Source organism: Amycolatopsis antarctica, from assembly GCF_002262875.1.
Lineage (GTDB): Bacteria > Actinomycetota > Actinomycetes > Mycobacteriales > Pseudonocardiaceae > Amycolatopsis > Amycolatopsis antarctica.
In genome coordinates, this window is the sequence record NZ_NKYE01000016.1 from 14,188 (window position 1) to 38,813 (window position 24,626).

25 protein-coding genes and 1 riboswitch are annotated in these 24,626 nt (G+C 69.5%); of the genes, 15 read left to right on the forward strand and 10 right to left on the reverse strand.

Features of this window, described 5'->3' with window-relative positions:
• The first annotated feature begins 52 nt into the window (after nt 1-52).
• On the forward strand, nt 53-550 hold the full coding sequence (folK, locus tag CFN78_RS22300) for a 2-amino-4-hydroxy-6-hydroxymethyldihydropteridine diphosphokinase (protein WP_094864833.1): 498 nt from the start codon (nt 53-55) through the stop codon (nt 548-550).
• A 47-nt stretch (nt 551-597) separates the two neighbouring features.
• Here the strand turns inward: folK and CFN78_RS22305 are convergent, their stop codons facing one another.
• Nucleotides 598-1,545, reverse strand: coding sequence for a helix-turn-helix domain-containing protein (locus CFN78_RS22305; protein WP_094864834.1), 948 nt, complete (start codon nt 1,543-1,545; stop codon nt 598-600).
• A gap of 168 nt (nt 1,546-1,713) precedes the next feature.
• Between CFN78_RS22305 and CFN78_RS22310 the strand changes: the two genes are divergently transcribed.
• From CFN78_RS22310 to CFN78_RS22340, 7 genes are all read left to right on the forward strand, one after another.
• Nucleotides 1,714-2,175, forward strand: a complete 462-nt coding sequence (locus CFN78_RS22310; RefSeq protein ID WP_094864835.1) for a DUF3180 domain-containing protein — start codon at nt 1,714-1,716, stop codon at nt 2,173-2,175.
• Between the two features lie 69 nt (nt 2,176-2,244).
• The gene (locus CFN78_RS22315; protein WP_094864836.1) at nt 2,245-4,191 is read left to right on the forward strand and encodes a DUF6779 domain-containing protein; all 1,947 of its coding nucleotides are present in this window, start codon (nt 2,245-2,247) and stop codon (nt 4,189-4,191) included.
• Between the two features lie 152 nt (nt 4,192-4,343).
• Nucleotides 4,344-5,516 carry a PrsW family intramembrane metalloprotease gene (locus CFN78_RS22320; protein WP_094864957.1) on the forward strand — a complete coding sequence of 391 codons (1,173 nt, stop codon included), beginning with the start codon at nt 4,344-4,346 and terminating at the stop codon, nt 5,514-5,516.
• A gap of 132 nt (nt 5,517-5,648) precedes the next feature.
• The gene (locus CFN78_RS22325; RefSeq protein ID WP_094864958.1) at nt 5,649-6,593 is read left to right on the forward strand and encodes a Rossmann-like and DUF2520 domain-containing protein; all 945 of its coding nucleotides are present in this window, start codon (nt 5,649-5,651) and stop codon (nt 6,591-6,593) included.
• Complete coding sequence (panC, locus tag CFN78_RS22330) at nt 6,590-7,471, forward strand: pantoate--beta-alanine ligase (protein WP_094864837.1); 882 nt, start codon at nt 6,590-6,592, stop codon at nt 7,469-7,471. Before CFN78_RS22325 ends, panC begins: the two co-directional genes overlap by 4 nt.
• Nucleotides 7,472-7,533: 62 nt before the next feature.
• Nucleotides 7,534-8,028 (forward strand): aspartate 1-decarboxylase, encoded by a 495-nt coding sequence (panD, locus tag CFN78_RS22335; protein ID WP_094864838.1) that lies wholly within the window; start codon nt 7,534-7,536, stop codon nt 8,026-8,028.
• Nucleotides 8,029-8,068: 40 nt separating this feature from the next.
• The gene (locus CFN78_RS22340) at nt 8,069-8,854 is read left to right on the forward strand and encodes a type III pantothenate kinase (RefSeq protein ID WP_094864959.1); all 786 of its coding nucleotides are present in this window, start codon (nt 8,069-8,071) and stop codon (nt 8,852-8,854) included.
• A 13-nt stretch (nt 8,855-8,867) separates the two neighbouring features.
• On the opposite strand, the gene CFN78_RS22345 is transcribed toward CFN78_RS22340, so the two are convergent.
• Nucleotides 8,868-9,182 carry a DMT family transporter gene (locus tag CFN78_RS22345; RefSeq protein WP_094864839.1) on the reverse strand — a complete coding sequence of 105 codons (315 nt, stop codon included), beginning with the start codon at nt 9,180-9,182 and terminating at the stop codon, nt 8,868-8,870.
• 37 nt (nt 9,183-9,219) lie between these two features.
• A riboswitch (guanidine-III (ykkC-III) riboswitch) is annotated at nt 9,220-9,283 on the reverse strand.
• 221 nt (nt 9,284-9,504) lie between these two features.
• Here CFN78_RS22345 and lysS point away from each other — a divergent pair.
• From lysS to CFN78_RS22365, 4 genes are all read left to right on the forward strand, one after another.
• Nucleotides 9,505-11,016 carry a lysine--tRNA ligase gene (gene lysS / locus CFN78_RS22350; protein WP_094864840.1) on the forward strand — a complete coding sequence of 504 codons (1,512 nt, stop codon included), beginning with the start codon at nt 9,505-9,507 and terminating at the stop codon, nt 11,014-11,016.
• Between the two features lie 160 nt (nt 11,017-11,176).
• Nucleotides 11,177-11,524 (forward strand): histone-like nucleoid-structuring protein Lsr2, encoded by a 348-nt coding sequence (locus CFN78_RS22355; RefSeq protein ID WP_094864841.1) that lies wholly within the window; start codon nt 11,177-11,179, stop codon nt 11,522-11,524.
• A gap of 1,132 nt (nt 11,525-12,656) precedes the next feature.
• On the forward strand, nt 12,657-15,212 hold the full coding sequence (locus CFN78_RS22360; protein ID WP_094864842.1) for an ATP-dependent Clp protease ATP-binding subunit: 2,556 nt from the start codon (nt 12,657-12,659) through the stop codon (nt 15,210-15,212).
• A 271-nt stretch (nt 15,213-15,483) separates the two neighbouring features.
• A complete protein-coding gene (locus CFN78_RS22365; protein ID WP_094864843.1) occupies nt 15,484-16,011 on the forward strand; it encodes a hypothetical protein in 528 nt (175 codons plus the stop codon).
• A gap of 118 nt (nt 16,012-16,129) precedes the next feature.
• Here the strand turns inward: CFN78_RS22365 and CFN78_RS22370 are convergent, their stop codons facing one another.
• From CFN78_RS22370 to CFN78_RS22380, 3 genes are all read right to left on the reverse strand, one after another.
• On the reverse strand, nt 16,130-17,059 hold the full coding sequence (locus CFN78_RS22370) for a trypsin-like serine peptidase (RefSeq protein WP_205660614.1): 930 nt from the start codon (nt 17,057-17,059) through the stop codon (nt 16,130-16,132).
• 388 nt (nt 17,060-17,447) lie between these two features.
• Nucleotides 17,448-18,113 carry a pyroglutamyl-peptidase I gene (pcp, locus tag CFN78_RS22375; RefSeq protein ID WP_094864844.1) on the reverse strand — a complete coding sequence of 222 codons (666 nt, stop codon included), beginning with the start codon at nt 18,111-18,113 and terminating at the stop codon, nt 17,448-17,450.
• A 31-nt stretch (nt 18,114-18,144) separates the two neighbouring features.
• Entirely contained in the window at nt 18,145-19,119 is a 975-nt protein-coding gene (locus tag CFN78_RS22380; protein ID WP_094864845.1) for an alpha/beta fold hydrolase, read from the reverse strand.
• Between the two features lie 127 nt (nt 19,120-19,246).
• Here CFN78_RS22380 and CFN78_RS22385 point away from each other — a divergent pair, with 127 nt between their 5' ends.
• Together CFN78_RS22385 and CFN78_RS22390 are read left to right on the forward strand one after the other, a co-directional pair.
• The gene (locus CFN78_RS22385) at nt 19,247-19,459 is read left to right on the forward strand and encodes a hypothetical protein (RefSeq protein ID WP_094864846.1); all 213 of its coding nucleotides are present in this window, start codon (nt 19,247-19,249) and stop codon (nt 19,457-19,459) included.
• On the forward strand, nt 19,452-20,420 hold the full coding sequence (locus CFN78_RS22390; RefSeq protein WP_240519624.1) for an endonuclease/exonuclease/phosphatase family protein: 969 nt from the start codon (nt 19,452-19,454) through the stop codon (nt 20,418-20,420). The genes CFN78_RS22385 and CFN78_RS22390 overlap by 8 nt, the downstream gene beginning before the upstream one ends.
• Before the next feature lie 15 nt (nt 20,421-20,435).
• Here CFN78_RS22390 and CFN78_RS22395 read toward each other — a convergent pair whose 3' ends face one another.
• The 4 genes from CFN78_RS22395 to CFN78_RS22410 all read right to left on the reverse strand — a co-directional run bounded on the left by CFN78_RS22395 (nt 20,436) and on the right by CFN78_RS22410 (nt 22,804).
• Entirely contained in the window at nt 20,436-21,260 is an 825-nt protein-coding gene (locus CFN78_RS22395; RefSeq protein ID WP_240519625.1) for an SIR2 family NAD-dependent protein deacylase, read from the reverse strand.
• Nucleotides 21,261-21,267: 7 nt separating this feature from the next.
• Nucleotides 21,268-21,576 (reverse strand): antibiotic biosynthesis monooxygenase family protein, encoded by a 309-nt coding sequence (locus CFN78_RS22400; RefSeq protein WP_094864847.1) that lies wholly within the window; start codon nt 21,574-21,576, stop codon nt 21,268-21,270.
• A 164-nt stretch (nt 21,577-21,740) separates the two neighbouring features.
• Nucleotides 21,741-21,935: a DUF397 domain-containing protein gene (locus tag CFN78_RS22405; protein ID WP_094864848.1), complete on the reverse strand. Its 195-nt coding sequence runs from the start codon at nt 21,933-21,935 to the stop codon at nt 21,741-21,743.
• Between the two features lie 8 nt (nt 21,936-21,943).
• Nucleotides 21,944-22,804, reverse strand: a complete 861-nt coding sequence (locus CFN78_RS22410) for a helix-turn-helix domain-containing protein (protein WP_094864849.1) — start codon at nt 22,802-22,804, stop codon at nt 21,944-21,946.
• Nucleotides 22,805-22,936: 132 nt separating this feature from the next.
• On the opposite strand from CFN78_RS22410, the gene CFN78_RS22415 reads away from it, so the two are divergent.
• A complete protein-coding gene (locus CFN78_RS22415) occupies nt 22,937-23,161 on the forward strand; it encodes a hypothetical protein (protein ID WP_133116423.1) in 225 nt (74 codons plus the stop codon).
• Here the strand turns inward: CFN78_RS22415 and CFN78_RS22420 are convergent, their stop codons facing one another.
• Nucleotides 23,162-24,622, reverse strand: a complete 1,461-nt coding sequence (locus CFN78_RS22420; RefSeq protein WP_094864851.1) for a M1 family metallopeptidase — start codon at nt 24,620-24,622, stop codon at nt 23,162-23,164. It abuts the gene before it with no gap.
• Nucleotides 24,623-24,626 lie beyond the last annotated feature (4 nt).

The following is a 24,626-nucleotide window of genomic DNA, read 5'->3' on the forward strand; positions in this document are numbered from 1 at the left end:
TCAGCGGAGGCGCCGTGAGTGGCGTTGACGTGTTTTTCTCAGCGGAGGCGCCATGAGTAGAGCGGTGCTGTCGCTGGGGTCGAACCTCGGTGACCGGCACGGTTTCCTGTTGCTGGCCGTGCGTGGTCTCGGCGAGCCGCTGACGGCCGTGTCGAGTGTGTACGAGACGGCGCCGTGGGGGGTGGAGGACCAGCCGTACTTTCTCAACGCGGTGTGCGTTGTGGACGATCCGGCGCGGGACCACTGGGCGTGGTTGCGGGCGGCGCAGGCGTTGGAGGCCGCGGCGGGCCGGGTCCGGGAGCAGCGCTGGGGCCCGCGGACGCTGGATGTGGACCTGGTGACCGTCGACGGTGTGGCCTCCGCCGAGCCGGAGCTGTTGCTGCCGCATCCCGGTACGCCGGACCGTGCCTCGGTGCTGATTCCGTGGCTGGAGATCGAGCCTGGTGCCGTGCTGCCGGGGCACGGCCGGGTGGACGCGCTGTTGCGCGCCCGCCCGGCCGCGGATCGCGACGGTGTGCTGCCGCGGGCGGATCTGTCCTTGCGCGACTGACGCCGTCGTGCGGGATGCCCCCGGGTCACCCCGCACAACGGTGGTTCTCAGTTCGCGGACGCGCGCAGTGCGCCGATGAACCAGTCCATCGCTGGCTGCCGGGTGGGAACCGGTGGCCAGCCGTTGATGGTCGCCAGCAGTTGCCAGTACCGCTCGGCTCTCGGGTCGCTGCCGGATGCGATCTTGTCGGCCAGTTCGCGGCGGAACGCCGGGTCACCAGGTTCCTGTCCCGGGGTCGCCGACCCGTTCGCGATCTCGTCGGCGAGTTCCCTGCCCTCCGGCGAGGCCGGGTCGAGTCCGGCTTCGAGGTGGGCGTGCGCCCGGTCGGCCCATTCGGCCCACTGGTTCCGCTTGTCCTCGTCGGGTGGGCTCAGGTCCTCGCCCTCGGCCCTGCGCCGGGCGTTGCCTTCGCTCATGCCGCGGATCAGGGCGCGGAAGTCCTTGTCGCGCACCAGTTCCGCGAGTTCGATCCAGGCTTCGAGCTGTTCCGGGCTGGGGTCGTCGGGCAGGTCCGGCTTGGCCGAGCGCATCCACTCGTACAGGTCCGGGTCCACTTCCAGTCCGCTGCTGACCTCCGCCCAGAACTCGTCGAGCAGTGCCCTGCGCTCCTCGTCCGACATCGATGCCAGTTTGTTCATCAGTTTCACCTCGTCCAGTTCGGATTCTCGTTTCGCTACCGCCCGCAGCACCGACCGGCGTAACCGCAGCCGGCGGATCTGCTCGTCGAGTGCCTCGACGTGCCGGGCCGCCAGTGCGGGCACGGTCGTCGTGCCTGCCAACGCACCGTCCACATCGGACAGTCCGATTCCCAGTTCGCGCAACGTCTTCACCAGCTCCAGTCGCGCGAGTGCGGCTGTGTCGTAGAGCCGGTAACCGGACGGTGTGCGGTCGGTCGGAGGGAGCAGGCCTTCGTCGGAGTAGAAGCGGATCGTCTTGACGGGCAGGCCCGTGCGGCGCGCCAGTTCCCCGATGGTGAACACCGTGCTCCCTCGCATGAGACCGATCCTGGACGTTCCAGTCGCTGGAGAGTCAAGCCGGGAAATGTCGGGCCCGCAATCCGCTCGCGATGTCGACATGCGGTGCGCACTTCGCCCGGCTGCGGCCGGGCGTCCGCGCCCGGAGTGCCGGACCTTCACCCGGAGCGCGCCGCTACGGTGGACGGTATGCACTTCACGCGGCCGCGAGAGCTCCTGATCGCCGGGCTGCTCGGCCTCGTCGGCGGTTTCCTGCTGTTCGAGTTCGCCTACGACTCGATTCCCCGGCTGCCCCGTCCCGCCGGGGCCACCCTCGGCGTGCTGGCGATCATCGAGGTGGTGCTGGCCTTCGGGGTGCGCTCCCGCATCCGCGCCGGCCGGGTGCACAGCGCGATCGCGATCGCCAGGGCGGTGGCGCTGGCGAAGGCCTCGTCATTGCTGGGCGCGCTGATGACGGGCTTCTGGGTCGGCTCGATCGGTTTCCTCGCCCCTAACGCAGACAGGCTCACGGCCGCAAGCCGCGATCTCACCAGTGCGCTGATCGGTGCGGTCTGTGCGGTGGTGTTGATCGGTGCCGCGTTGTGGCTCGAGCACTGCTGCCGGGCCCCGGAGCCACGTGATTCCGATCGTCCCACCGGAGCGACCGACTGACGGACGAATCACGCCGTTGGAGGTACCGACTAGGTCTCGGTCGGGTTACCAGAAGGTACTGTGGTGGCCATGACTGCCGAGGCTGACGACTCGCGCGGCCAGCCGTTGAGCAGGCCGTGGCTGGGCGTGTGCGTCACCCTCGTCGGTGTCTCCACGTTCGTGCTGGTGGCCACCCAGGAGCTGCGCTGGCTGCGCATCGGGGTGATCTCCGCGCTGTGGGCGGCGTTGATCTGTGCCTTCCTCGCGACCAAGTACCGCAAGCAGGTCGTCGACTCCGAGGACACCATCGAGCACGCGAAGGAGATCTACGAGCTCGAACTGGAACGCGAGGTTGCCGCGCGCCGCGAGTTCGAGCTGGAGGTCGAGGCGGAGACCCGCAAGCGCGTCGAGGCCGACTCCCGCGAGGAGCTCGACGCCCTCCGCAGCGAGGTCACCGCCCTCCGGGAGAGCCTGCAGGCGCTGTTCGGCGGCGAGGTCCTGTTCGAGCGCGTCGCGCTCACCGCTCAGTCCACCCGGATGCGCTCCTTCGGCGAGGAGCACCGCGTCGTCACCTCCGGCGAGAGCAACGGCAAGCCCGCGCAGCTCACCGGCCGCGCGGACGACGAACGCCCGACCGAGCTGATCGACCGGATCCTGGACCAGGGCCCGTCCTCGGTGGCCGAACGTCGCCGCCGGGTCGCCGCCGAGCTCGAGCGCGTCCAGGACCTGCGCCGGAACCAGCAGCAGGAGGCGAAGCCGGAGCGCACCCGGTCCACCGGGCAGTCACTCGGCCGCCGGGTCGCCCCGGGCGAGGCGCCGGGTGCGGCCGCCCGTGCCGCCACGGCGGCGAACGAGGCGAGCCGGGCGTCGGCCGCGCCGACCGGCCTGCCCACCGAGTTCCAGAAGCCGGCCGTCCCGCCTGCGAGCAGGCCGGGCGCCGCCGTGCAGCCGAAGCGGGTGCCACAGCGCAACGAAGCCCCGCGGCCGCCGGAGCCCCAGCGTCCCGTCGAACCCCACCGTCCCGTCGAACCCCAGCGACCGGTGGACGGTCCGCGCCGGACGCCCGCCGAGCGCCAGGAGCCGACCCGGCAGGTGCCGATCCGGCCGGAAGCCGCCCGCCAGGAACCCGCACCTCAGGAACCGACCCGCCAGGAGCCGACCCGCCAGGAGCCGACCCGCCAGGAGCCGACCCGCCAGGTGCCCGTCGTCCGGGACGCCGCGCGGCAGGAGGCCCCGCGCCGCGCCGAGCCGGCACGCCCCGCCGAGCCGCGAGCCGCGCAGCGGCCGGCAAGCCGTCCCGAGCAGCCGAAAGCCTCGCAGCGGCCCACACGCCCGGATCCTGTACGCCCGGAGCCCGCCCGCGCCGAACCGGCCGCCCCGGCCGCAGGACTGAACGAGTGGACGCCCTCCTGGGAAACCACTGGCAATGGGGCCCACGCCGGCAACGGCGCCCACAGTGGCAACGGAGCGCACAGCGCGTCCGGCGGTGCCCACGGCGGCGGTACGCACAGCGGCAGTACGCACAGCGCCGACGGTGCGCACAGCGCGGGCGACGGCGCGCACAGCGGGAACGGAACGCGGGGGCCGCAGGATTCGCTGTTCACCAAGCCGGTGGATCCGTCCGTCACGCCCGCCGCGCCGGAACAGCCCGCCTCCCGGCACGCGGAACCGAACCCGACCCTTCCCCCCTCCGTCCAGGCCATCCAGCGCCAGGGCCGTCCGGGCGGACGCCGCCGTCGTTCCGGCGAGGACGAGGAGCCGACCCCCGAGACCCAGGCCGCGCCCCCCGAGGAGACCGGCGGCGGACGCCGTCGCCGCCCGGACGGCGAAGCACCCTCCTGGCAGGGGCTTCCGGTCAGCGGCGGCAGGCGGGCCGCCAGCCACGAGGCCGAGCCGGAGCCGAGCGGACGCCGCGCGCGGCCCGAACCCGAGGAGCCGGAGGGCTCCCACGCGGCGGGCCGCTCGGTGGAGGAACTCCTGGCAGCGCACGGCGCGCAGTCCTCCGCCCCGCGTCGCCGCCGCCGAGCCGAAGACTGACGCACGCCCCTGGTGCGGCCGCACCGCGGTACGACGATCGAACGTGGTGAATGGCCGCACGTAGGGTGCTGCGTGTGAGGGGATCGGTCTCGACGCACGCCGCCACCGGCGAACCGCGCACGCAGGCGTCCGCGCGCTCGCGCCGCAAACTGATGCGCAGGCACCTGCCGCGCAGGCTGACGGTGTTGTTGCCGGTGCTGGGCACCATCGCGCTCGCGCTCTGCGGACTGCTGGTGTTCGGACTGGTCACCGACAACGTCGGCGTCGTGCCGTTCGCGGTCGGCACCGTGGCCGCGTTGCTGCCGGTGGCGGTGGTCGTCGCCGCTTTCCTGTGGATCGACCGCTGGGAACCGGAGCCGGCGAAGCTGCTGCTGGTGGCGTTCTTCTGGGGAGCCTGCGTCGCGACGCTCACCGCCCTGCTGCTCAACAGCACCGCGGAGGAGGTCGGCGACCTGCTGCTCGGCAGCGGCCAGGGCAGTAGGTTCAGCGCCATCGTCTCGGCTCCACTGGTCGAGGAAGCGGTGAAGGCGCTGTTCGTGCTGGCCGTGCTCTGGCGCCGGACGCGGGAGTTCGACGGCGTGGTGGACGGTATCGTCTACGCGGGTATCACCGCGGCGGGCTTCGCCTTCACCGAGAACATCTACTACTTCGCGCGGGCCTTCGACGAGAACGGTCTCGGCGGAGCCACCGGCGAGGGTGTGCTGACGGCGTTCATCCTGCGCGGGGTGCTCGCGCCGTTCACCCACCCGTTGTTCGCGGTGCTGACCGGCATCGGTATCGGCCTCGCCGCCCGCACGGCCAGTCGCAAGGTCCGGTATCTGGCACCGCTCGGCGGGTACGCCGCCGCGGTCGCCCTGCACGCGCTGTGGAACGCGGCGGCCACGCTCGGCGGCGCCGACACCTTTCTGAACGTGTACTTCCTGATCATGGTGCCGATGTTCGTCTGCGTGCTACTGCTGGTGTTGTGGCAGCGCCGCCGGGAACAACGTGTCGTGGCGGACGCGCTGCCGGACATGGCGGCGGCCCGCTGGATCGCCCGGTCCGAGGTGGAACTGCTGGCCAGCCTTTCCGGCCGCCGGTTCTGGCGCAGGCAGGCCGCCCGCGAATCGGGCAGGCGTGCCGCACGTGCCGTCGCCGCGTACCAGGCGACCGTCACCGAACTCGCCTTCCTGCGCAGCAACGACGCGGCCGGAGTGGCCGGGCCGGACGCTCCGCGCAGGCAGGAGGAACTGCTCACCGTGCTGGGGATGGCGCGGGCCGAGGCGGTACGGGCGGCGAGCGGATCGTCGTCGAAGGACGTTCGGGCAAACGGCACCACGGGGTGAAGATGGTCACCTACCGTCAGCGTCCTGGTCACCTGCGGGCTACTCTCTCGCCGTCGTCCGGTACCCGCTCGCGGAGCCGGACGCCGAACGAGCGAAGGGGAAACCTGTGATGTGCGTTCGCCGGGGAACGCGGTGACACGTCCGGCGCGCCTCGCCGTGGGGGTCGTCTCGGCCGGGCGCGTGGGCAGTGTGCTGGGGGCGGCTCTCGCCCGCGCCGGCCACTCGGTCGTCGCCGCCTCCGGTATCTCCGCGGCCTCGGTCCGCCGGGCCGAGACGCTGCTTCCCGGAGTACCGCTGCTGCCGCCCGACCAGGCCGTCCGCTCGGCGGATCTGGTGCTGCTGGCGATTCCGGACGACGCGCTCGCCGGCATGGTCGGCGGCCTGGTCAACTCGGGCTCGCTGCGTGCCGGCCAGATCGTCGTGCACACCTGCGGTGCCCGCGGTGTCGACGTGCTGGCTCCGGCCGCCGAACTCGGTGTCCTTCCGCTCGCCCTGCATCCGGTGATGACCTTCACCGGCAGGCCGGAGGACCTGGAACGGCTGTCGACGTGCAGCGTCGGCGTCACCGCCGCCGAGGGCGACGAGGCGGCCTGGAACGTGGGTGAGGCGCTGACGGTGGAGATGGGCGCCGAGCCCGTGCGGGTGCCCGGTGCCGTCCGCCCGCTGTACCACGCGGCCATCGCGCACGGGGCGAACCATCTCGCCACGCTCGTCAACGACTGCGTGGAAGTGTTGCGCGGAGCCGGGATCGCCCATGCCGAACGGGTGGTGGCCCCGTTGCTGTCGGCCGCGCTGGACAACTCCCTGCGCCGCGGCGACAGCGCGCTGACCGGACCGGTGGCTCGCGGCGACGCCGGTACGGTGCGCGAGCACCTGCGGGTGCTGGCCGAGCAGGCCCCGGACGTCGCCCCGGCGTACGACGCGCTGTCCCGCCGGACGTTCGCGCGGGCGCGCGCGGCCGGACTGCTGCCCGACGCCGCGGCGGCCGACCTGGACGCCTTGTTCAGCTCAACCGCGTCCGGCCCCGATTCGCCCGACGACTTCCCCGATACCGACCACGGACGTGAAACCCAGTGACCGTACCGAAGTTCACCCGCCACCAGGTCAACACCTTCCGCGCAGCCGAGGACACCGCGCGGGTCGCCAAGGCCCTGCGCGCCACCGGCAAGAAGGTCGTTCTCGTGCCGACGATGGGCGCGCTGCACGCCGGGCACCGCGAACTGCTGCGCAGGGCGAAGCGGCTGCCGAACACGGTGGTCGCGGCCTCGATCTTCGTGAACCCGCTCCAGTTCGGCGCCGGCGAGGACTTCGACGGTTACCCGCGTCCGCTCGACCGGGATCTCGAGGTGCTCGCCGACGCGGGCGTCGAGCTCGCTTTCGTGCCCGCCGCCACCGATCTGTACGGCCCGGACGCGGCGGTGACGGTGCATCCGGGACCGCTGGGCGACGAACTGGAGGGCGCCGCGCGTCCCGGCCACTTCGCCGGGGTGCTGACCGTGGTGTCGAAGCTGTTCAACATCATCCGTCCGGAGTACGCATTCTTCGGCGAGAAGGACTACCAGCAGCTCGTCCTTTTGCGAAAGATGGTGGCGGACCTGAACTTCGCCACCCGGGTGGTGGGTGTGCCCACGGTGCGCGAATCGGACGGGCTGGCACTGTCCTCGCGCAACGTCTACCTTTCCGATGCCGAGCGCGAACACGCGGTGGTGCTGTCGCGAGCACTGACCGCGGGGGCCTACATGGGCAGGCTCGGTGCGACGGCGGTACTGGACGCGGCGCGGTCGACGCTCGCGGCGGTGCCGGAGTGCGAGATCGACTATCTCGAACTGCGTGGAACCGATCTCGGTGCCGCGCCCGTCGATGGGGAGGCACGGTTGTTGATCGCCGCCCGGGTGGGGAGCACCCGGCTGATCGACAACGTCGGGGTGCTGCTCGGCGATGCCGGGCATGGCTGACCGAACACCGCCGGTGGCCGCGGATGCCGGTGACTGAGGACGCAGGGGCATAGGAGTCCACGATGTACCGCACGATGCTCAAGTCGAAGATCCACCGAGCCACCGTGACGCAGGCCGATCTGCACTACGTCGGTTCCGTGACGGTGGACGAGCGGCTGATGGAGGCCGCCGACCTGCTGCCCGGCGAGCAAGTGTCCATTGTGGACATCACGAACGGTGCGCGCCTGGAGACGTACGTGATCCCGGGGGAGCGGGACAGCGGCGTGCTGGGTATCAACGGAGCCGCCGCGCATCTGGTGCACCCTGGCGACCTGGTCATCCTGATCGCCTACGGCCAGATGGAGACGGCGGAGGCGGCGAACTTCCGCCCCCGCGTGGTCTTCGTCGACGCCGAGAACAAGCCGACCGACCTGGGGACCGACCCCTCGCGCGCACCGGAGGGCTCCGGTCTGGTCAGCGGTGCGCTGCCGGTCGCGGGCGAGGGCGACGCCTCGTTCCCGGTCGGCGAGACCGTCGACGCGGCCCGCCTCGACGCACTGCTGCACGCCGAGGGCTGAGGTGGCCCCGCCCCGCGTGCCGAGGGCTCAGGGCGACGGTCTGCTGCTGACCATCGACGTCGGCAACAGCCACATCGTCCTCGGCCTGCACTCCGGACGCGGCGAGCGGGCGTGGCTGGTCCGCGACCGGCGGATGCGCACCGACGCGCGGATGACCGCCGACGAGCTGGCGCTCACAGTGCGGGGTCTGCTCGGCAGCCACGCCGGCGAGGTCACCGGAATCAGCGCGCTGTCCACCGTTCCCGCGGTGCTGCGCGAACTGCGCGCGATGCTGGCCCGCTACTACGCGGACGTGCCGGCTGTCGTCGTGGAACCAGGCGTGCGTACCGGGGTCCCGCTGCTGGTGGACAACCCCAAGGAGGTGGGTGCCGACCGGCTGGTGAACACGCTGGCCGCACACCACCTCTTCGGCCGCGCCTGTGTGATCGTGGACTTCGGCACCTCGACCAATGTGGACGCGGTGTCGGCGAGGGGTGAGTTCCTCGGCGGCGCGTTCGCCCCGGGGATCGAGATCTCCGTCGACGCGCTGGCCGCCCGCGCCGCGGCCCTGCGCAAGGTCGAACTGGTCGCGCCCCGGTCGGTGATCGGCAAGAACACGGTGGAGTGCCTGCAGTCGGGCATCGTGTTCGGCTTCGCCGGCCAGGTCGACGGCCTGGTACGGCGGATCATCCGCGAGATCACGGCCGGCGAGGACGTGCCGGTGTCGGTGATCGCCACCGGCGGCCTGGCACCGCTGGTGCTGGCGGAGTCGGAGACGATCACCGACCACGAACCGCATCTGACGCTGCTCGGTCTGCGACTGGTCTACGAGCGCAACGTCCGCTGAAGCGGTTCCCCACTCAGGTGAGGACCTTCAGCCCCGCCACGCCCGCGACGATCAGCACCAGGCAGGTGATCCGCCCCGCGGTGACCGGATCGCCGAGCGCCGCCATGCCGTAGATCGCCGTGCCGATCGCGCCGATGCCGACCCAGATCGCGTAGCCGGTGCCGATCGGGATGCTGCGCATCGCGTACGCGAGACCGCCCATGCTCAGCACCAGCGCGACCAGGAACAACAGCGAGGGCTGGAGCTTGCTGAAACCCTTGGACGCGGCGAGTGCCGCCGCCCAGACCGTCTCCAGCACACCGGACAGGATCAGTATCACCCATGCCATGACATTCCTCCGCAGTGACAACTTGGTTGCTCGTTGTACTGCGTCGTCTTGTCGTGCCGGGTACGACGCGCTCGTCCGGGGCGGAGTGCACCACCGCTTCCGACGCTAGCACCGGCGGCGAGCGGGTGGCTGGTGGTTCTCACCACCGTCGGACGCTCACATGAGCGAGAGCATCCGGCGTCCACGATGTGAAATTCTGCTGAATTGCCTGGCCGGGCCGCCGGGGATTCCGGTGTCCGCCTTCCGTGGCGAAACGGACTCGGCGTGCACAACGGTAATCCGGTGGGCGTGGCCGTTATCGGTGTTCGTACCCTGTGTTCTCATGACGGAAATCTCCGCGACCGATCGCGACCTGCCAGAAGACGACCTGCCCGAACAGATGAGGATTCGCAGGGAAAAGCGCGACCGGATACTCGCGGAGGGTGTCGAGCCGTATCCGGTCGAGGTGCCGCGAACACACTCGCTGGCGCAGGTCCGGGCCGAGAATCCCGATCTTCCCGCCGATACCACCACCGGCACGACGGTGGGCGTGACCGGGCGCGTCATGTTCCTGCGCAATACGGGCAAGTTGTGTTTCGCGAGTCTCCGCGAGGGGGACGGCACCGAACTGCAGGCGATGATCAGCCTGGCCAAGGTGGGTGCCGACGCGCTGGCCGCCTGGAAATCGGACGTGGATCTCGGTGACCACGTTTTCGTCCAGGGTGAGGTCATCACGTCGAAGCGTGGCGAGTTGTCCGTCATGGCGGACGGATGGCAGCTCACTTCGAAGTCCTTGCGGCCGCTGCCCGTCGCGCACAAAGAACTCGCCGAGGAAACGCGGATCCGTCAGCGTTATGTCGACTTGATCCTCCGGCCGAAGGCGGGGGAAGTCGTCCGGACCCGCTCCGCGGTGATGCGTGCGCTCCGTGATTCCTTTCACGGCCGAGGCTTCACCGAGGTGGAGACACCGATGTTGCAGACGCTGCACGGCGGTGCTGCCGCGCGTCCGTTCGTCACGCATTCGAACGCCTTCGACCTCGACCTGTACCTGAGGATCGCCCCCGAGTTGTACCTCAAGCGCTGTGTTGTCGGCGGAATCGAGAAAGTCTTCGAGATCAACCGGAACTTCCGCAACGAGGGCAGTGACTCAACGCATTCGCCCGAGTTCGCGATGCTGGAGTTCTACGAGGCGTACGCGACCTACGACACCAATGCGCGGATGACCCGCGAACTCGTCCAGGAAGTCGCAGACTCCGTATTCGGTAGCCAGGTCGTCACGCTTTCCGACGGTACCGAGTACGACCTCTCCGGCGAGTGGACCACCCTCACCATGTATGACTCGCTCGCCGAGGCGGTGGGCGAGGAGGTCACTCCGGACACCGGTGTGGAGCGGCTGCGTTCGCTCGCCGAGGCGAATGGACTGGAGTCCGATCCGAAACACGGTCACGGCAAACTGGTCGAGGAATTGTGGGAGCACCTGGTGGGCGATCACCTGCACGCGCCCACATTCGTCCGCGATTTCCCGCTGGAGACGAGCCCGCTGACCAGGCAGCACAGGTCGCGGCCCGGTATCGCCGAGAAGTGGGACCTCTACGTGCGCGGATTTGAGCTGGCCACGGGCTACTCGGAGCTGGTGGACCCGGTGGTGGAGCGGCAAAGGCTGGTCGAGCAGGCGCGACTGGCCGGAGCGGGCGACAGCGAGGCCATGCCGCTCGACGAGGATTTCTTGCGCGCGCTCGAGTACGGAATGCCACCGTCGGGCGGCACCGGAATGGGTATCGACAGGCTGTTGATGGCACTGACCGGTCTCGGTATCAGAGAGACCATCCTCTTCCCCCTCGTGCGTCCTCAATAATCGGGAAGGGTAAGTTGACCTCCGTGTTCGACCACGACTTTCCGCAAACGAGATTTGCGCTGAGTCGTTCCAGCGGGTATCAATGTTCGAGTCAATGACTTCTGACGTACCCGGGCATCTGCCCGCCCGAAGATTCGCCCAGGCCTAAGCAGGAGGAAAAATGGCACAGAAGGTGCTCGTCTCGCTCGTGGACGATCTCGACGGTTCCGAGGCCGACGAAACGATCGAGTTCGGACTGGACGGCGTCGCCTACCAGATCGACCTTTCGGCGGACAACGCCGAGGAACTTCGCGACGCGCTGGCCCAGTTCATCGAGCACGCCCGACGTGCCGGCGGCCGTAAGCGTGCCGCTACTCGCGCGACCACCAAGGCCGCGGCTCGCCCGGCCACCGTGGACCGTGAGCAGAATCAGGCCATTCGCGCATGGGCCCGCAAGAGTGGCTACCAGGTCTCCGACCGTGGCCGCATCCCTTCCGAGGTCGTCGAGGCCTACCACAAGAAGAACTGAGCGGGCGCTTCTTTCGCTCCGTACGAGCGGGCACGGGCCGTCGGGATATCGCATCCCGGCGGCCTTTCTGCTGTCCGGAATGCGACGTTCGACCCGGTCGCCGGTAATCGTTCACCGGCCCCGGCGGTATACCGTGGGCGGGTCGGCGACGCGATGGTGGCCGAGTCGGCGACCCGTCGCTCCGAGTCATTGAGCCAGTACTTACCTGATGTCCGCCCGGTCGGCACCGGCGTGTTCGGTGAACGGTATCGACACGGATCGCATCGGCATTCCGGGTCGCGATCACCAGCGATCGGCCACGTTATCGGGCGCCCTGAGGCGGGCAATTCCAGCGCTTCCCCGCACGCGGTGTGTTGCCGCGTGCGTCCGGCATGTGAGAACGCGGCGGCTGCCCGCGAGCGCGATCATCTGATCGGTACCCGGCCGGATTCGCCGATCGCGACTTCGGTGTCTGTCACCGGGGCGGCGACGGCGAGCGAACCGGCTCGTGCGGGGCCGGTGAGAAGACGCCGGAAATCGTGCCCGGCAGCCCCTCGGGGCCGGAGTGGGCGCGCGGGGCGGACGTCTTTTCCGCCGGTCTGCGGAACCGGAGAACGGGCACGGCGAATGTGACGAGCAAGGACCCGATCGGCGGAACGAGTTGTTCGTGGAAGCGATTCGAGTGCGCTTCTGTCGCGCGTGCCGGTTCGCGCCCGGTTCCCCGGCGACCGAGGGCCGGAAATGCCGTCCGGATCGCCCGCCCGTCCGCTCGCATGCTCAGAAGAGCGACGCCGTCCGGATTGTCGCCGAGGGTGACCAAGTGGCCGCGGTGGCGTGGGACACACCCGATCGGACGCAGCTTCCCGCCCGGTGGTCCGTGTCCGTGTTCGCGGTGAGCGGACAGGCACTGATGGCGGAATCCGAAAGCATGGCTGTTCGTTGGACGAGGCGACCGCAAGCAGCGGAAATGACGCGGTGTCGTCCGGCGCCGGTTCGCAGGCAACGGCGAATTCCGGCACAGTGCCGGGCCAGCGTGGCCCGTTGGCTACTACAGTGGAACCACGGTGTTGAACTCATCGTGGGTGTCGTCCATACAAGGTTGGTCGGGACACGGCGAGATCGGGCCGCCGGCGCAGCAGTCGAGGGAGTGGGAATGTTCGAAAGGTTCACCGACCGCGCGAGGCGGGTGGTCGTCCTGGCCCAAGAAGAGGCCCGGATGCTCAACCACAACTACATCGGCACCGAGCACATCCTCCTGGGTCTGATCCACGAGGGTGAGGGTGTCGCCGCCAAGGCGCTGGAGTCGTTGGGGATCGCGCTCGAGGGCGTTCGCCAGCAGGTCGAAGAGATCATCGGCCAGGGGCAGCAGGCCCCGAGCGGGCACATCCCCTTCACGCCGAGAGCGAAGAAGGTGCTGGAGCTGTCACTGCGCGAGGCGCTGCAGCTCGGCCACAACTACATCGGCACGGAGCACATCCTGCTCGGGCTGATCCGCGAGGGTGAGGGCGTCGCCGCGCAGGTGCTCGTCAAGCTCGGCGCGGACCTGAACCGGGTGCGCCAGCAGGTGCTGCAGCTGCTCTCCGGTTACCAGGGCAAGGAGCCGCAGGAAGCGGGCGGCGGCCGCGGCGAGGGCACCCCGTCCTCCTCGCTGGTGCTCGACCAGTTCGGCCGTAACCTCACCGCGTCCGCGCGGGAGAACAAGCTGGACCCGGTGATCGGGCGCGGCAAGGAGATCGAGCGGGTCATGCAGGTGCTGTCGCGGCGCACCAAGAACAACCCGGTGCTCATCGGCGAGCCTGGCGTCGGCAAGACCGCCGTCGTCGAGGGCCTTGCCCAGAACATCGTCAAGGGCGAGGTTCCGGAGACGCTGAAGGACAAGCAGCTCTACACCCTCGACCTCGGTTCGCTGGTCGCCGGCTCCCGGTACCGCGGTGACTTCGAGGAGCGCCTGAAGAAGGTGCTCAAGGAGATCAAGACCCGCGGCGACATCATCCTGTTCATCGACGAGCTGCACACGCTCGTCGGCGCGGGTGCCGCCGAGGGCGCGATCGACGCGGCGTCGATCCTCAAGCCGATGCTGGCTCGTGGTGAGCTGCAGACGATCGGTGCGACCACACTCGAGGAGTACCGCAAGTACATCGAGAAGGACGCCGCGCTGGAGCGCCGCTTCCAGCCGATCCAGGTCGGCGAGCCGTCACTCGAGCACACGATCGAGATCCTCAAGGGCCTGCGCGACCGGTACGAAGCGCACCACCGCGTCTCGATCACCGACTCGGCGCTGGTCTCCGCGGCCACCCTGGCCGACCGGTACATCAACGACCGGTTCCTGCCGGACAAGGCGATCGACCTCATCGACGAGGCGGGCGCGCGGATGCGCATCCGCCGGATGACCGCTCCGCCGGACCTGCGCGAGTTCGACGAGAAGATCGCCGACGTGCGCAGGGACAAGGAGTCGGCGATAGACGCTCAGGACTTCGAGCGCGCCGCCCGCCTGCGGGACGAGGAGAAGACCCTGCTCGGCCAGAAGGGCGAGCGGGAAAAGCAGTGGAAGGACGGCGACCTCGACGTCGTCGCCGAGGTCGACGACGAGCAGATCGCCGAGGTCCTGGCCAACTGGACCGGCATCCCGGTGTTCAAGCTGACCGAGGAGGAGACCACCCGTCTGCTCCGCATGGAGGACGAGCTGCACAAGCGGATCATCGGTCAGGAGGACGCCGTCAAGGCCGTCTCCCAGGCGATCCGCCGTACTCGTGCCGGTCTGAAGGACCCGAAGCGCCCGTCCGGCTCGTTCATCTTCGCCGGCCCGTCCGGTGTCGGTAAGACCGAGCTGTCCAAGGCGCTGGCGGCCTTCCTGTTCGGCGAGGACGACGCGCTCATCCAGATCGACATGGGCGAGTTCCACGACCGCTACACCGCCTCGCGGCTCTTCGGTGCCCCTCCGGGCTACGTGGGTTACGAGGAGGGCGGCCAGCTCACCGAGAAGGTGCGGCGCAAGCCGTTCTCGGTGGTCCTCTTCGACGAGATCGAGAAGGCACACCAGGAGATCTACAACACGCTCCTGCAGGTGCTGGAGGACGGTCGTCTCACCGACGGCCAGGGGCGCACGGTCGACTTCAAGAACACGGTCCTGATCTTCACCTCGAACCTGGGCACCGCGGACATCTCCAAGACCGTGAGCCTCGGCTTCTCCTCGGCGAACGACGAGGGCTCGAAATACGAGAAGATGAAGCAGAAGGTCAACGAGGAGATGAAGAAGCATTTCCGGCCGGAGTTCCTGAACCGGATCGACGACATCATCGTCTTCCACCAGTTGACCAAGGACCAGATCATCAAGATGGTCGACCTCATGGCCACCCGCGTCGAGGGTGCGCTCAAGCAGAAGGACATGGGTCTCGAACTCACCGACAAGGCCAAGTCGCTGCTTGCCAAGCGCGGCTTCGACCCGGTTCTCGGTGCCCGTCCCCTGCGTCGCACCATCCAGCGGGAGATCGAGGACCAGCTCTCCGAGAAGATCCTCTTCGGCGAGATCCAGCCGGGCCAGATAGTCGTCGTGGACGTTGACGGCTGGAACGACGAGGAGGGCGAGAAGGACGACAAGGCGCACTTCGTCTTCCGTGGCGAGGCCAAGCCGCTGGACGTCCCGGACGCCCCGCCGGTGAGCATCAGTGCCGCAGGCAACGAGGACTCGGGAGAGTCCGAGTCGGAGTAAAGCGCGACCGCACAACGAAATCGGCCCCCGGGAATCCGTTCCGGGGGCCGATTTTCGTTTGTGCCGAACTCGGACGCGGACGCCGATACCGGGATGGACCGTCGCGAGAACGCATGCCGCCTCGTCCATTCAGGGGTCATTCAGGGTCCTCGTTGGGCCTCCCGGCGGATTGACCCCTGTGATCGCCGTTGGTTACTTTCTCCCAGGCTGTCACTCAAAGAGGTGATTTGGCCCAATCGATTCTGCGAGCGAGGGAGACGTAATGCCGAGGATGAGCAGGTCGCGACTGGCGGCGTCCACACTGGTGGCCGCGGCGGCCCTGACCGTGGCCGGGGGCAATGTCGCTGCGGCCGAGCAGCCCGCCGGCCCGCCGCCCGTGGACGTGGCGAACGCCCAGTGGCTCAACGCGGCCTGCGAGGTGCCGGCCAAGCGGGACCTGGACGTCACGAAGAAGATCTACGCGATCGGCGAGAAGCGCAAGGTCTCGGCCAAGGTCATGCTCTCGGCGTTCGAGGCGGGCTGGGTCGAGTCGCACATGAACAACCTCAACTGCGGTGACTCCGACTCGGTCGGCGTCTTCCAGCAGCGTCCGAGCCAGGGCTGGTGCGACGACCCGGCCGACTGCCGCGACGTGGACCACGCCACCAACGCCTACTTCGACCAGGCGATCCCGAACAGCTCCAACAACCCCGGCTACACCGCGGGCGAGCTGGCGCAGAGCGTGCAGCGCTCGGCCTACCCCGACCGCTACGACGAGCAGGAGGCCAAGGCCAAGTCGCTGCTGGCCGAGGTGAAGTAGGCGGACGCCTGATTGATGACCGGCCCTCGGCCCCGGGGAGATCTCCCCGGGGCCGAGGGCTGTCGCGGTCCGCCGAAAGCGTTGCCCGCCAAGGGGTTTCGCCGGGTCGGGCGGTAGGTCAGGCGTTCTGCGCCTGGTTGTAGACGGACTGGATGGTGCTGCCGAAGTACGGGCCGTACATCACGTTCGGCTGCGTGGTGTAGCCGAACGAGTTGACCGAGTTCAGTCGTCCGCCGGTGATCCAGCCACCGCCGGAGGAGCCGCCGGTCATGCTGCAGCGGATGCTGAGGTCGTTGGACCCGCCGACCTGGTCGTCGCCGGCCCGGTCGGCACACTTCCACAGGAGCTGGCCGTTGTACGGCGAGGCGGCGGGGTAGCCGAACGACTCGTAGCTCAGACCGCGAGCCAGGTTGAACGCGATGTCCTGCGCGCCGGTGACCTGGGTGAGGCTGCGCCCCGAGGAGTCGGTGTTCATCACCGCGAAGCCGACGTCGACGTTGAAGTCACCGGTGTTCGCCCAGCCGGACGTGGTGAGCAGCCGCTTGGCCGTCCACGTGCCGTACGGGCGGGAACCGTTGTCGTAGGCGGGAACGAACGCGAAGTTCGTGGCGAAGGCGCCGGGCCCCTCGTTGAGGCAGTGGCCCGCGGTGGTGACGACGTCGGCGTTCGCACTGCGCGTCGCCGTGCCCGAACAGACGTAGTTCGAACCCCCGAGAGTGAAGAAAACCTTGCCCAGCTTGGGATTCGGGTTCGCACGCACGGCGTCCCCGACGGCGGCGGCGCTGCGTTTCGTCGGCGTCACCTCGGTGCCGTGCCGGGTTCCCTGGCCGTTGAACCTGGCATCGGCGGGCAGCGCCTCCGCCATCCTGGCGTCGGTCCAGTAGCTCTCGATCCGGTCCTGTTCGCTCTCGGTCGTCGCGGCCTGCTGTTGCACGCCGGCCTTGTCGGCGGTGTCCTCGGTGGCGCCCGCCGGGGTCGTCAGTACCCCGGACAGGACGGTCGCGAGGGCGGCTCCGGCGATTGATGCACGAATGAACGTTCGCTTCATGGGTGCTGGTCTCCACAGGGTCCGGGCCCCGCGCAGGGGGCGGGGCCTTCGTGCGTCCCGGGGTTTGCCCGGAGCGCGCCGTGAAAGTAAGCAAGCTCAGGAGCGGAAAGACAGTCTTGCCGGACACCCTCGGTCGTGCTACCCAGAGTGCATGGCTGGTTTCCCAACGTGCACGGCAGTGCGTTGGAAACTCTCAAACGCGCAGGTACGCGCAGGTGGACGGCGATCGCTTCGATGTCCGTTGCCGCCGGGTGGCGGAGTTCCCCGCGTGATCGGTTACCCGCGCCCCGGACGGCCATGATCGACAGCGAGCGGCGAACCCTCACCCTGGCGAGTGAGGCCCAAGGGATGGTGCCGCGTGCACGGGGTGTGAATGCCCGGCACGGTTTCAGTGCAGGCTTCCGCCGGGGACGCTGATGTCCGTACGGACCTCGACGGCGATGCGCACGAGCGCGTCCAGCCCGGCGGCGCAGTCGCCGATCGCCAGGCTCGGCACGGCGGAACCGGCGGCCGCCACCTGTTCCGGGCTGTACGGGACGTGCACGAACCCGCCGCGCACGCCGGGCATTTCGGTGGCCAAATCGGTGGCCAGCAGGTGCATGAGGCCGTAGAAGACCTGGTTGCAGACGTAGGTTCCCGCGGTGTGCGAGACCGACGCCGGGACGCCGGCGGCACGGGCCGCCTCGGCGCACGCCTTCACCGGCAGCGTGGCGAAGTAGGCGGCGGGCCCGTTCTCGGCCACCGGGACGTCGAGCGGCTGCGCCCCGGCGTTGTCCGGGATCCGGGCGTCCACCAGGTTGACGGCCACCCGTTCCACGCTCAGCCCTGCCCGCCCGCCCGCCTGCCCGACGCACACCACAACGTCCGGCCGGTGCGCGGCGATCGCCTCGCGCAGCGCCGGCAGCGAGCGATCGAACACACACGGGAGTTCCACGGCGACGGGCTCGTACCCGCCGCCTCCGGCCCCGCCCACCAGCGTCGAGACGGCCTGCCAGGACGGGTTCACCGGCTCGCCGCCGAACGGTTCGAACCCGGTGAGCAGCACACGTGTCATGTCGTCAGGCTAGGGCGCGCCCTGATGACCCTCACGCGGCCGGGCGCTCCACCGGATTGCAGTAGGGCAGGTCGTCGATGGGCCGGTCGGTGAGGAAACGGCCGACCAGGTCGGTGAACTGCTCGATGCGCTCCATGTGCACCAGGTGATCGGCATCCTTGACGGTGGTGAACACCGCCCCGGGCACGCAGCCCGCGGCCACCCGCCCCATCGACGGCGTGGCCAGATTGTCGTGCTCGCCGGTGAACACCAGCGCGGGCAGCGGCGGCACCGGCTCCGGCCGGTACCACTCGTGGTTCATCAGCCGCTCGTTGTGGTCGGCGACGCCCATCTTGATCTGCCTCGGCGTCTGCGACATGAACTGACGGTGGATCAGCCGGGAGATCGCCGCGTGCCGGGCGATCGTTCCGGTGCCGGGCGGCGCCATGAACCGGGACACGAGTTCCTCGGCCATCGTGGCCTGCTGCTCCGGGCCGACCTGGTGCTCGTCGTCGAGCATCCGCACCCAGCGCACGGCCGCCTCGGCGTACTCCGGCGGGACGTAGGTGGTCATGCCGACCAGGATCAGCCGTTCCAGGTCGGCGGGGTAGTGCTGGGCGAACCGCATCGCGATGGCACCGCCGAAGCAGCCGCCCAGTAGGTTCACCCGTCCCAGTTCCAGTTCGCGCACGAGGTGCCGGACGGCGGCCGCCAGGAAGTCCAGCCCGTAGGTCGCGGGCAGGGCGTCGGCATCGCCGTAACCGGGCAGGTCCACGGTGACGACGTCGCAGAGCGGGGCCAGGTCGTTCTGGTGCCGGATCCAGGAGAAGCGGTCCTGGGAGGAGCCGCCGAGAATGACCAGCGGTGCGGTGACGGCGCCGCCACGCCGGACGAGCCTGCCGACGAACTCGAACCCGCCGAAGGTGAGCCGGTATTCGGTGACGTCCGGTGCGGTAGGCGTTCCCGGGACGCCGGCCGGTGCGGGCGGGTCGAGCGTGCTGTGCGGCGCGGTCGTGTCGGTGGACATGCGGGGGTACTCCCAAGCTCGCGGTCGCGGGACCCGAGAGGTCTACCACCGCGTATCGGGACCCGCTCCGCTGTTCATTCGATAGAGGGCGCGTCCGTGCGGGCGGGAGTTCGGGCAGACTTGCGCCATGTCACTGGTGGACGACCCGTTCGACTGGCGGGCGACGAAGAACGGGCAGGTGCACGTCTCGCGCGGCGGCCGCACGGTGACGGTGCTGCGGGGCTCCGCGGCGGCCACGCTGCTGGCGAAGCTGGAGCGGGCCGGTGACGGGGAGGCCGCGCAGCAGCTCCTGGCCCGCGCGACCGGCCACTACCGGCACGTCGGCAGGCCCCGTGGTTGACACCTACGAGGCGCCCGTCCGGCACCGCAACAAGTTCGTCACCGTGCTGCTGGCCGTCCCGGCGATCCTGCTCGCGGCGCACGCCGGGTTCCGCTTCCTCGGTTTCGACGGCAACCGTTACGTCGCCGCAGCGCTGGCCCTGACGCCGTACGTCACGGCGGCCGGGTTGTTGCTGGGCCTGGTGGCGCTGATGTCGCGGCGCTGGCTGATCGCGGCCGGCACCCTGCTGCTCGTCGCGGGGCTGGGGCTCGGCCTGCTGCCCCGGTACCTGGGCGACGAGCAGCCCGCCGCCGACGGCCCCGCGCTGCGGGTGCTGACGGTGAACATGTACTTCGGCGGGGCCGACCCGCGCACCATCGTCGACCTGGTGCGCACGCGGGCGGTGGAGGTGCTGAGCCTGCAGGAGGTGACCCCGGAGGCGCTGCGCGCGATGGAGGCGGCCGGGCTGGCATCCCTGCTGCCGCACCGGGTGCTGCGAGCCGAGCCGGGAGCGTCCGGCTCCGGGCTGCTGTCGGTGCACCCGCTGACCGAACTCGACCTGGCGGGCCCCTCGACGCTGGCGCAGCCCAGCGCGCGGCTGACCATGCCGGACGGCAGCTCGGCCGAACTGGTGGCGGTGCACCCGATGCCGCCGGTCGAGGAGTTCGCGGCGTGGCGGTCGGAACTGGCCGGGCTGCCCCGTCCGGCGGCACCCGTGCGGATTCTGGCCGGTGACTTCAACGCGACGCTGGACCACACCGCGTTCCGGGAACTGATCGGTTCCGGTTACGCCGACACGGCCGAGGAACTGGGCCGCGGCTTCCTGCCGACCTGGCCGTCCGGGAACTTCCCGCCGCCGGTGACGATCGACCACGTGCTGGTGGACCGGCGGGTGGCCGTCCGCGACCACCAGGTCTTCCACGTTCCGGGCGGCGACCACCGGGCCGTCTACGCGGAACTGACCCTGCCGCGTCGGAAGTGATGCGGGACAACGAATTCAGCGCAGCCGTTCGTCCACAGCGGACAGTGCTTCCAGTGCGCCCATCGGCAGCGAGATCCCTCGTCCGTGGCGCACCTCGGGCTCGCGCGGGTTGATCCGCACCAGCGCTCCGGTGGCCGCGGTGGCGAGCTCGGCGCGTCTGCGGACGGTGGGCACGGCGGTGCCCGCGCCCAGTTCCACGGTCACCAGCCCGCGCGCGCCACGGCGCCAGGCGTCCAGTTCGGCGAGGCGGGGCCGGGACCGTCGGTCGACCCAGGCGAAGTCGGAGAACATCAGGATGTTCGGCCGGGCCAGTTCGCCACAGTCCGGGCAGCGCGGCAACGGCGGCAGTGCGCGCATCGACTCCTCGTCGAGGAGCACGCGCAGATCGTCGACGGGCCAGATCCGGTCCCCGCACGGCACCGTGCACTGGAGGTGGTGGATCGATCCGTGTACCTCGGCGACGTGGCCGTCCGGATACCCCGCCGCCTGGAACTGACCGTCTACATTGGACGTGAACACCCGGGTGCCGCCCGGCGTCCCGGCACCCCACTCGCGCAGCAGCCGGAAGCCCTCGTGTGGCACGGTCGCCCGGTACAGATCCAGCCGGTGACCGTAGAAGCCCCACGCCAGCCCCGGATCGGCGGCGAAGTGTGCCGGGTCGGCGACCTCGGCGAAGCTCAGCCCAAGCCGGGCGTAGGGCGGGTACGCGCGCCAGAATCCCTCGTCGCCACGGAAGTCCGGCAACCCGGAGTCGACGCCCATTCCCGCGCCCGCGCACACCAGCAGCGCGCCCGCGCCCGCGATCAGTTCGGCGGCGCGGTCCAGTTCCGCATCGAGCAAGGCCGTGCTACTCCGCCGTCTTGCCCACGGCGTGCACGACCTCGAACTCGTACAGGCTCGCCCCGGAGCTGACCTTCGGCCCGTTGCCGCCGTGGCTTTGCCGGGACGGCCCGTTCGCCCACGCCTGGAAATGCTCCTCGGTCTCCCAGCGGGTGTACGCGAAGTAGCGCGTCTCCCCGGCGACCGGGCGCAGCAGTTCGAAGCCGAGGAAGCCCGGTTCGTCCGCCACAGCGCCGAGCCTGGCGGCGAACCGCTGCTCCAGCTCGGGGCCCGCGCCTTCGGGAATCTCGATCGCGTTGATCTTCACAACAGCCATGAACCCAGCCTACGTGTCACCCGTACGGCCCAACCAGGCCGCAATATGTCGACGTATTGCGAAGCATCGTGCACAAGGCATCGCAATATGTCGACGAATTGCGGTGGCGGCGGGCGCAATATGTCGACGTATTGCGCACCGGGTGGGCGGTCGGGGTAGGTCTGTCAGAGGTCGTAGTCGCCGTCTTTGACGCTGGCGATGAAGGTGGTCCACTCCTGGTGGGTGAAGGTGGCGGTGCCGGCGTCGGGGGTCAGGTTGTTGCGGACCTGGACGGCGTCGTCGGTGAACTTCGTCTGCACGCAGGTGGTGCCGTTCTCCGACCTGCGGGGGACGAACCACTCGTCGGTCTTGCGCGGCATCGGTTGCCTCATTTCAACTCTCGGTGCACCCGGCGCAGGAAGGTGGTGCTCTCGTCCCGGCCGAGCGCCTTGGCCTTGGTCAGGTCCAGGTGGTGTGCCCCGCGAGCGACCTCGGCGGGGCTGTCCCGAATGATACTGCGCCCGTAGCTGTCGAGGATCAGCATGTCGGGCGCGGGAGCAGGGAATCGGTGCCAGGTCAGGGTGATACCGAGAAACGAGTGCACGCCGGAGCCGAGCGGCAGAACCTGGAGCACCACGTTGTCCATCGTGCTGTTGACCTCGATCAGGTGGGCGAGCTGTTCACGCATCACAGCCTGTCCGCCTACACCTGAGCGCAGCGCGGCTTCGCCGAGAATGCACCAGTAGCTCAAAGGCGGCCGATCTGTCCGGGTGAACACTTCTGCTCGCCCCATCCGGAGGTCGAGTAGTTTCGCGGCTTCGTCGGGCCGGTTCGCGTCCTCCCATCCGAGGATCGCTTCGGCGTAGGGCCGGGTTTGCAGCATCCCGGGGATCAACTCCGAAGAGTAGAAGACCGAGGAAAGTGCCTGCTCTTGCAAGTCCACTGCACGCCGGATGTCGGCCGGGATCACGGCTGCCGTGTAGGGACTGTTCGGCCTGCGCTTGCGGGACGTGCGGGCGAACTCGACCAGTTCCTCGTGGTCCCGGCCCTGGACGCCGTAGTGGTCGAGCAGGCGTTCCAGCTCCACCGGTTTCGGCTTCGACCGTCCCACTTCCAGGTCGCTGATCTTCGACACGCTGCAGCCGAGCAGTTTCGCCGCGTCCTCCCGGGTCGCTCCGGCGTCCTCGCGCAGCCTGCGCAGGGTGGCGGCGACCTGGATGTGCTCGGTTCTCGGTGCGGGCTTGGACATCGTCTTCCTCCGAGGTCACGGTGTGGCAGGGGCACCCGGTCAAGTTCACCCGTGTAGTTGCGCATTAAAAATACGTGCGTAGTTTACAGTCCTTGTATCGACAGGGCACACTACAACGGAAGGTGACCGGTCATGTACTCAGACATGAAGACGAACAGCGGCACGTGGCTCTCGATCAGCGAGGGCGCCCAGGTCGGCTACCGCGTCGAGCCGGACGGGCGGTACGCCGACTTTCACTTCCACGGCCCCATGGAGCTGGAGATCGGCATGCCCGCCGAACTTGTCCGGCGCTGCCGGGACCTGTTCCGGGACGCGGTCGCCGAGATGGACCGGGCCGGGCGAAACGACGTCCGTTAGTCAGCGCGGCGGAGCCGGGTACAGATACTCCTCGGCGGGGATGACGGTGCCGCGGAACCAGGCGTCGAAGAACCCGCGCAGATCCTCACCGGCGATCTCGCCGACGAAGGTCTCGAACTCCGGCCAGCTCGCGTTGCCGCCGAGATTGTGATCCGCCCACCCGCGCAGTACCCGGTCGAACCGCTGTTCGCCGAGTTGCCTGCGCAGCGCGTGCACGGCGAGGATCCCCTTGTCGTAGACGCCGTCGAACTCCTTGCCTGGCCCCATGTCGTACAGCTTCGGCGCCCAGAAACCGTTGTCCGCGCGGAACCTGTCGACGGCGAGCCGATACCGGTCGTCCAGGTTCTCGCCGGTCGTACCCTCCGACCACAGCCACTGCGCATAGCTGGCAAGGCACTCGTTCAGGCAGATGTCCGCCCACGACTGCACCGACACCGAGTTGCCGTACCACTGGTGCGCGAGCTCGTGCACCACCGTCTCCAGGTCCGCCCACTGCGCGTACGTCGGCCTGCCCTGCGTCTCCAGGGAGAAGCCGATGTCCGCCTGCAGGTGGATGCCGCCCGCCGAACCCTGCGGGTACGGGCCGAACCTCCCCGACAGGAACTCGATCACCTCCGGCACCCGCCCGACCGACTCGCGGCGCTGTTCGGCGCCGGGGGCGTAGGCGTCGATCACCGGGGTGCCGTCGGACAGCGCGCCGCGTTCGATGGTGAACCTGTCGATCGCGACCGTGGTGAGGTAGCTGGCGACCGGACGGTCCTCGATCCACGTCGTGGTGGTCCAGCCATCGGCGGTGGGACCGGGCTGCTCGCGGCCGATCGACATGACCTGCCAGTCGCTGGGCACGCGCGCGTTGACGGTGAACTTCGCCTTGTCCCGCGGGGTCTCGTTCACCGGGAACCAGAACGCCGCCGAGTGCGGTTCGCCGAGCACGAACGCCCCGCCGGAGGCGCTCTGCTGCCAGCCGTTGTCGCCGAGCGAGCCGGGGGCGGCGGCCAGCGGGGTGCCGTCGTAGCGCACCCGGGCGGACACGGTCGCGCCCGCGGTGATCTGCTGCGCCGGGGTGACGACCAGTTCGAACTCGCCCTCCCGCGCGAACTCCGCCTGCCGCCCGGCGACCTCGACCGAGCGCACGTCGAAACCGCGCAGATCCAGGTTGAAGCGGCTGAGGTCCTGGGTGGCGCGCAGAGTGACGGTGGTGTCCCCTTCGAAGCGCCTGCTCGCCGGGTCGTAGCTGAACGACACCTCGTACCCGAGGGCGTCGTAGCCGCCGTTGCCGTCGAAGGGATAGTAGGGATCACCGGCTCCCGCCGCGCCCGGCGTCGGGACCCCGGGCGTCGGCGCGGGCACCGGACGAGCCGGATCTGCGGGTTCGTCCGGCAGGGTCGGTGTGCACCCGGCGACGAGCACGCCGATCGCGCACACCACCGTCGCGAGGCGGCTGCTGTCACGGCTGCGCATGGAG

Bases quoted from the DNA above. Each gene is read 5' to 3' on its own strand.
- pcp (WP_094864844.1), bottom strand. From the start codon at position 18,113: ATGACACGTGTGCTGCTCACCGGGTTCGAACCGTTCGGCGGCGAGCCG.
- CFN78_RS22380 (WP_094864845.1), bottom strand. From the start codon at position 19,119: ATGTCCACCGACACGACCGCGCCGCACAGCACGCTCGACCCGCCCGCA.
- CFN78_RS22360 (WP_094864842.1), top strand. From the start codon at position 12,657: ATGTTCGAAAGGTTCACCGACCGCGCGAGGCGGGTGGTCGTCCTGGCC.
- CFN78_RS22370 (WP_205660614.1), bottom strand. From the start codon at position 17,059: ATGAAGCGAACGTTCATTCGTGCATCAATCGCCGGAGCCGCCCTCGCG.
- CFN78_RS22385 (WP_094864846.1), top strand. From the start codon at position 19,247: ATGTCACTGGTGGACGACCCGTTCGACTGGCGGGCGACGAAGAACGGG.
- CFN78_RS22305 (WP_094864834.1), bottom strand. From the start codon at position 1,545: ATGCGAGGGAGCACGGTGTTCACCATCGGGGAACTGGCGCGCCGCACG.
- CFN78_RS22415 (WP_133116423.1), top strand. From the start codon at position 22,937: ATGTACTCAGACATGAAGACGAACAGCGGCACGTGGCTCTCGATCAGC.
- CFN78_RS22320 (WP_094864957.1), top strand. From the start codon at position 4,344: ATGCGCAGGCACCTGCCGCGCAGGCTGACGGTGTTGTTGCCGGTGCTG.
- lysS (WP_094864840.1), top strand. From the start codon at position 9,505: ATGACGGAAATCTCCGCGACCGATCGCGACCTGCCAGAAGACGACCTG.
- CFN78_RS22400 (WP_094864847.1), bottom strand. From the start codon at position 21,576: ATGGCTGTTGTGAAGATCAACGCGATCGAGATTCCCGAAGGCGCGGGC.
- folK (WP_094864833.1), top strand. From the start codon at position 53: ATGAGTAGAGCGGTGCTGTCGCTGGGGTCGAACCTCGGTGACCGGCAC.
- panD (WP_094864838.1), top strand. From the start codon at position 7,534: ATGTACCGCACGATGCTCAAGTCGAAGATCCACCGAGCCACCGTGACG.
- CFN78_RS22420 (WP_094864851.1), bottom strand. From the start codon at position 24,622: ATGCGCAGCCGTGACAGCAGCCGCCTCGCGACGGTGGTGTGCGCGATC.
- CFN78_RS22355 (WP_094864841.1), top strand. From the start codon at position 11,177: ATGGCACAGAAGGTGCTCGTCTCGCTCGTGGACGATCTCGACGGTTCC.
- CFN78_RS22365 (WP_094864843.1), top strand. From the start codon at position 15,484: ATGAGCAGGTCGCGACTGGCGGCGTCCACACTGGTGGCCGCGGCGGCC.
- CFN78_RS22345 (WP_094864839.1), bottom strand. From the start codon at position 9,182: ATGGCATGGGTGATACTGATCCTGTCCGGTGTGCTGGAGACGGTCTGG.
- CFN78_RS22310 (WP_094864835.1), top strand. From the start codon at position 1,714: ATGCACTTCACGCGGCCGCGAGAGCTCCTGATCGCCGGGCTGCTCGGC.
- CFN78_RS22410 (WP_094864849.1), bottom strand. From the start codon at position 22,804: ATGTCCAAGCCCGCACCGAGAACCGAGCACATCCAGGTCGCCGCCACC.
- CFN78_RS22315 (WP_094864836.1), top strand. From the start codon at position 2,245: ATGACTGCCGAGGCTGACGACTCGCGCGGCCAGCCGTTGAGCAGGCCG.
- CFN78_RS22405 (WP_094864848.1), bottom strand. From the start codon at position 21,935: ATGCCGCGCAAGACCGACGAGTGGTTCGTCCCCCGCAGGTCGGAGAAC.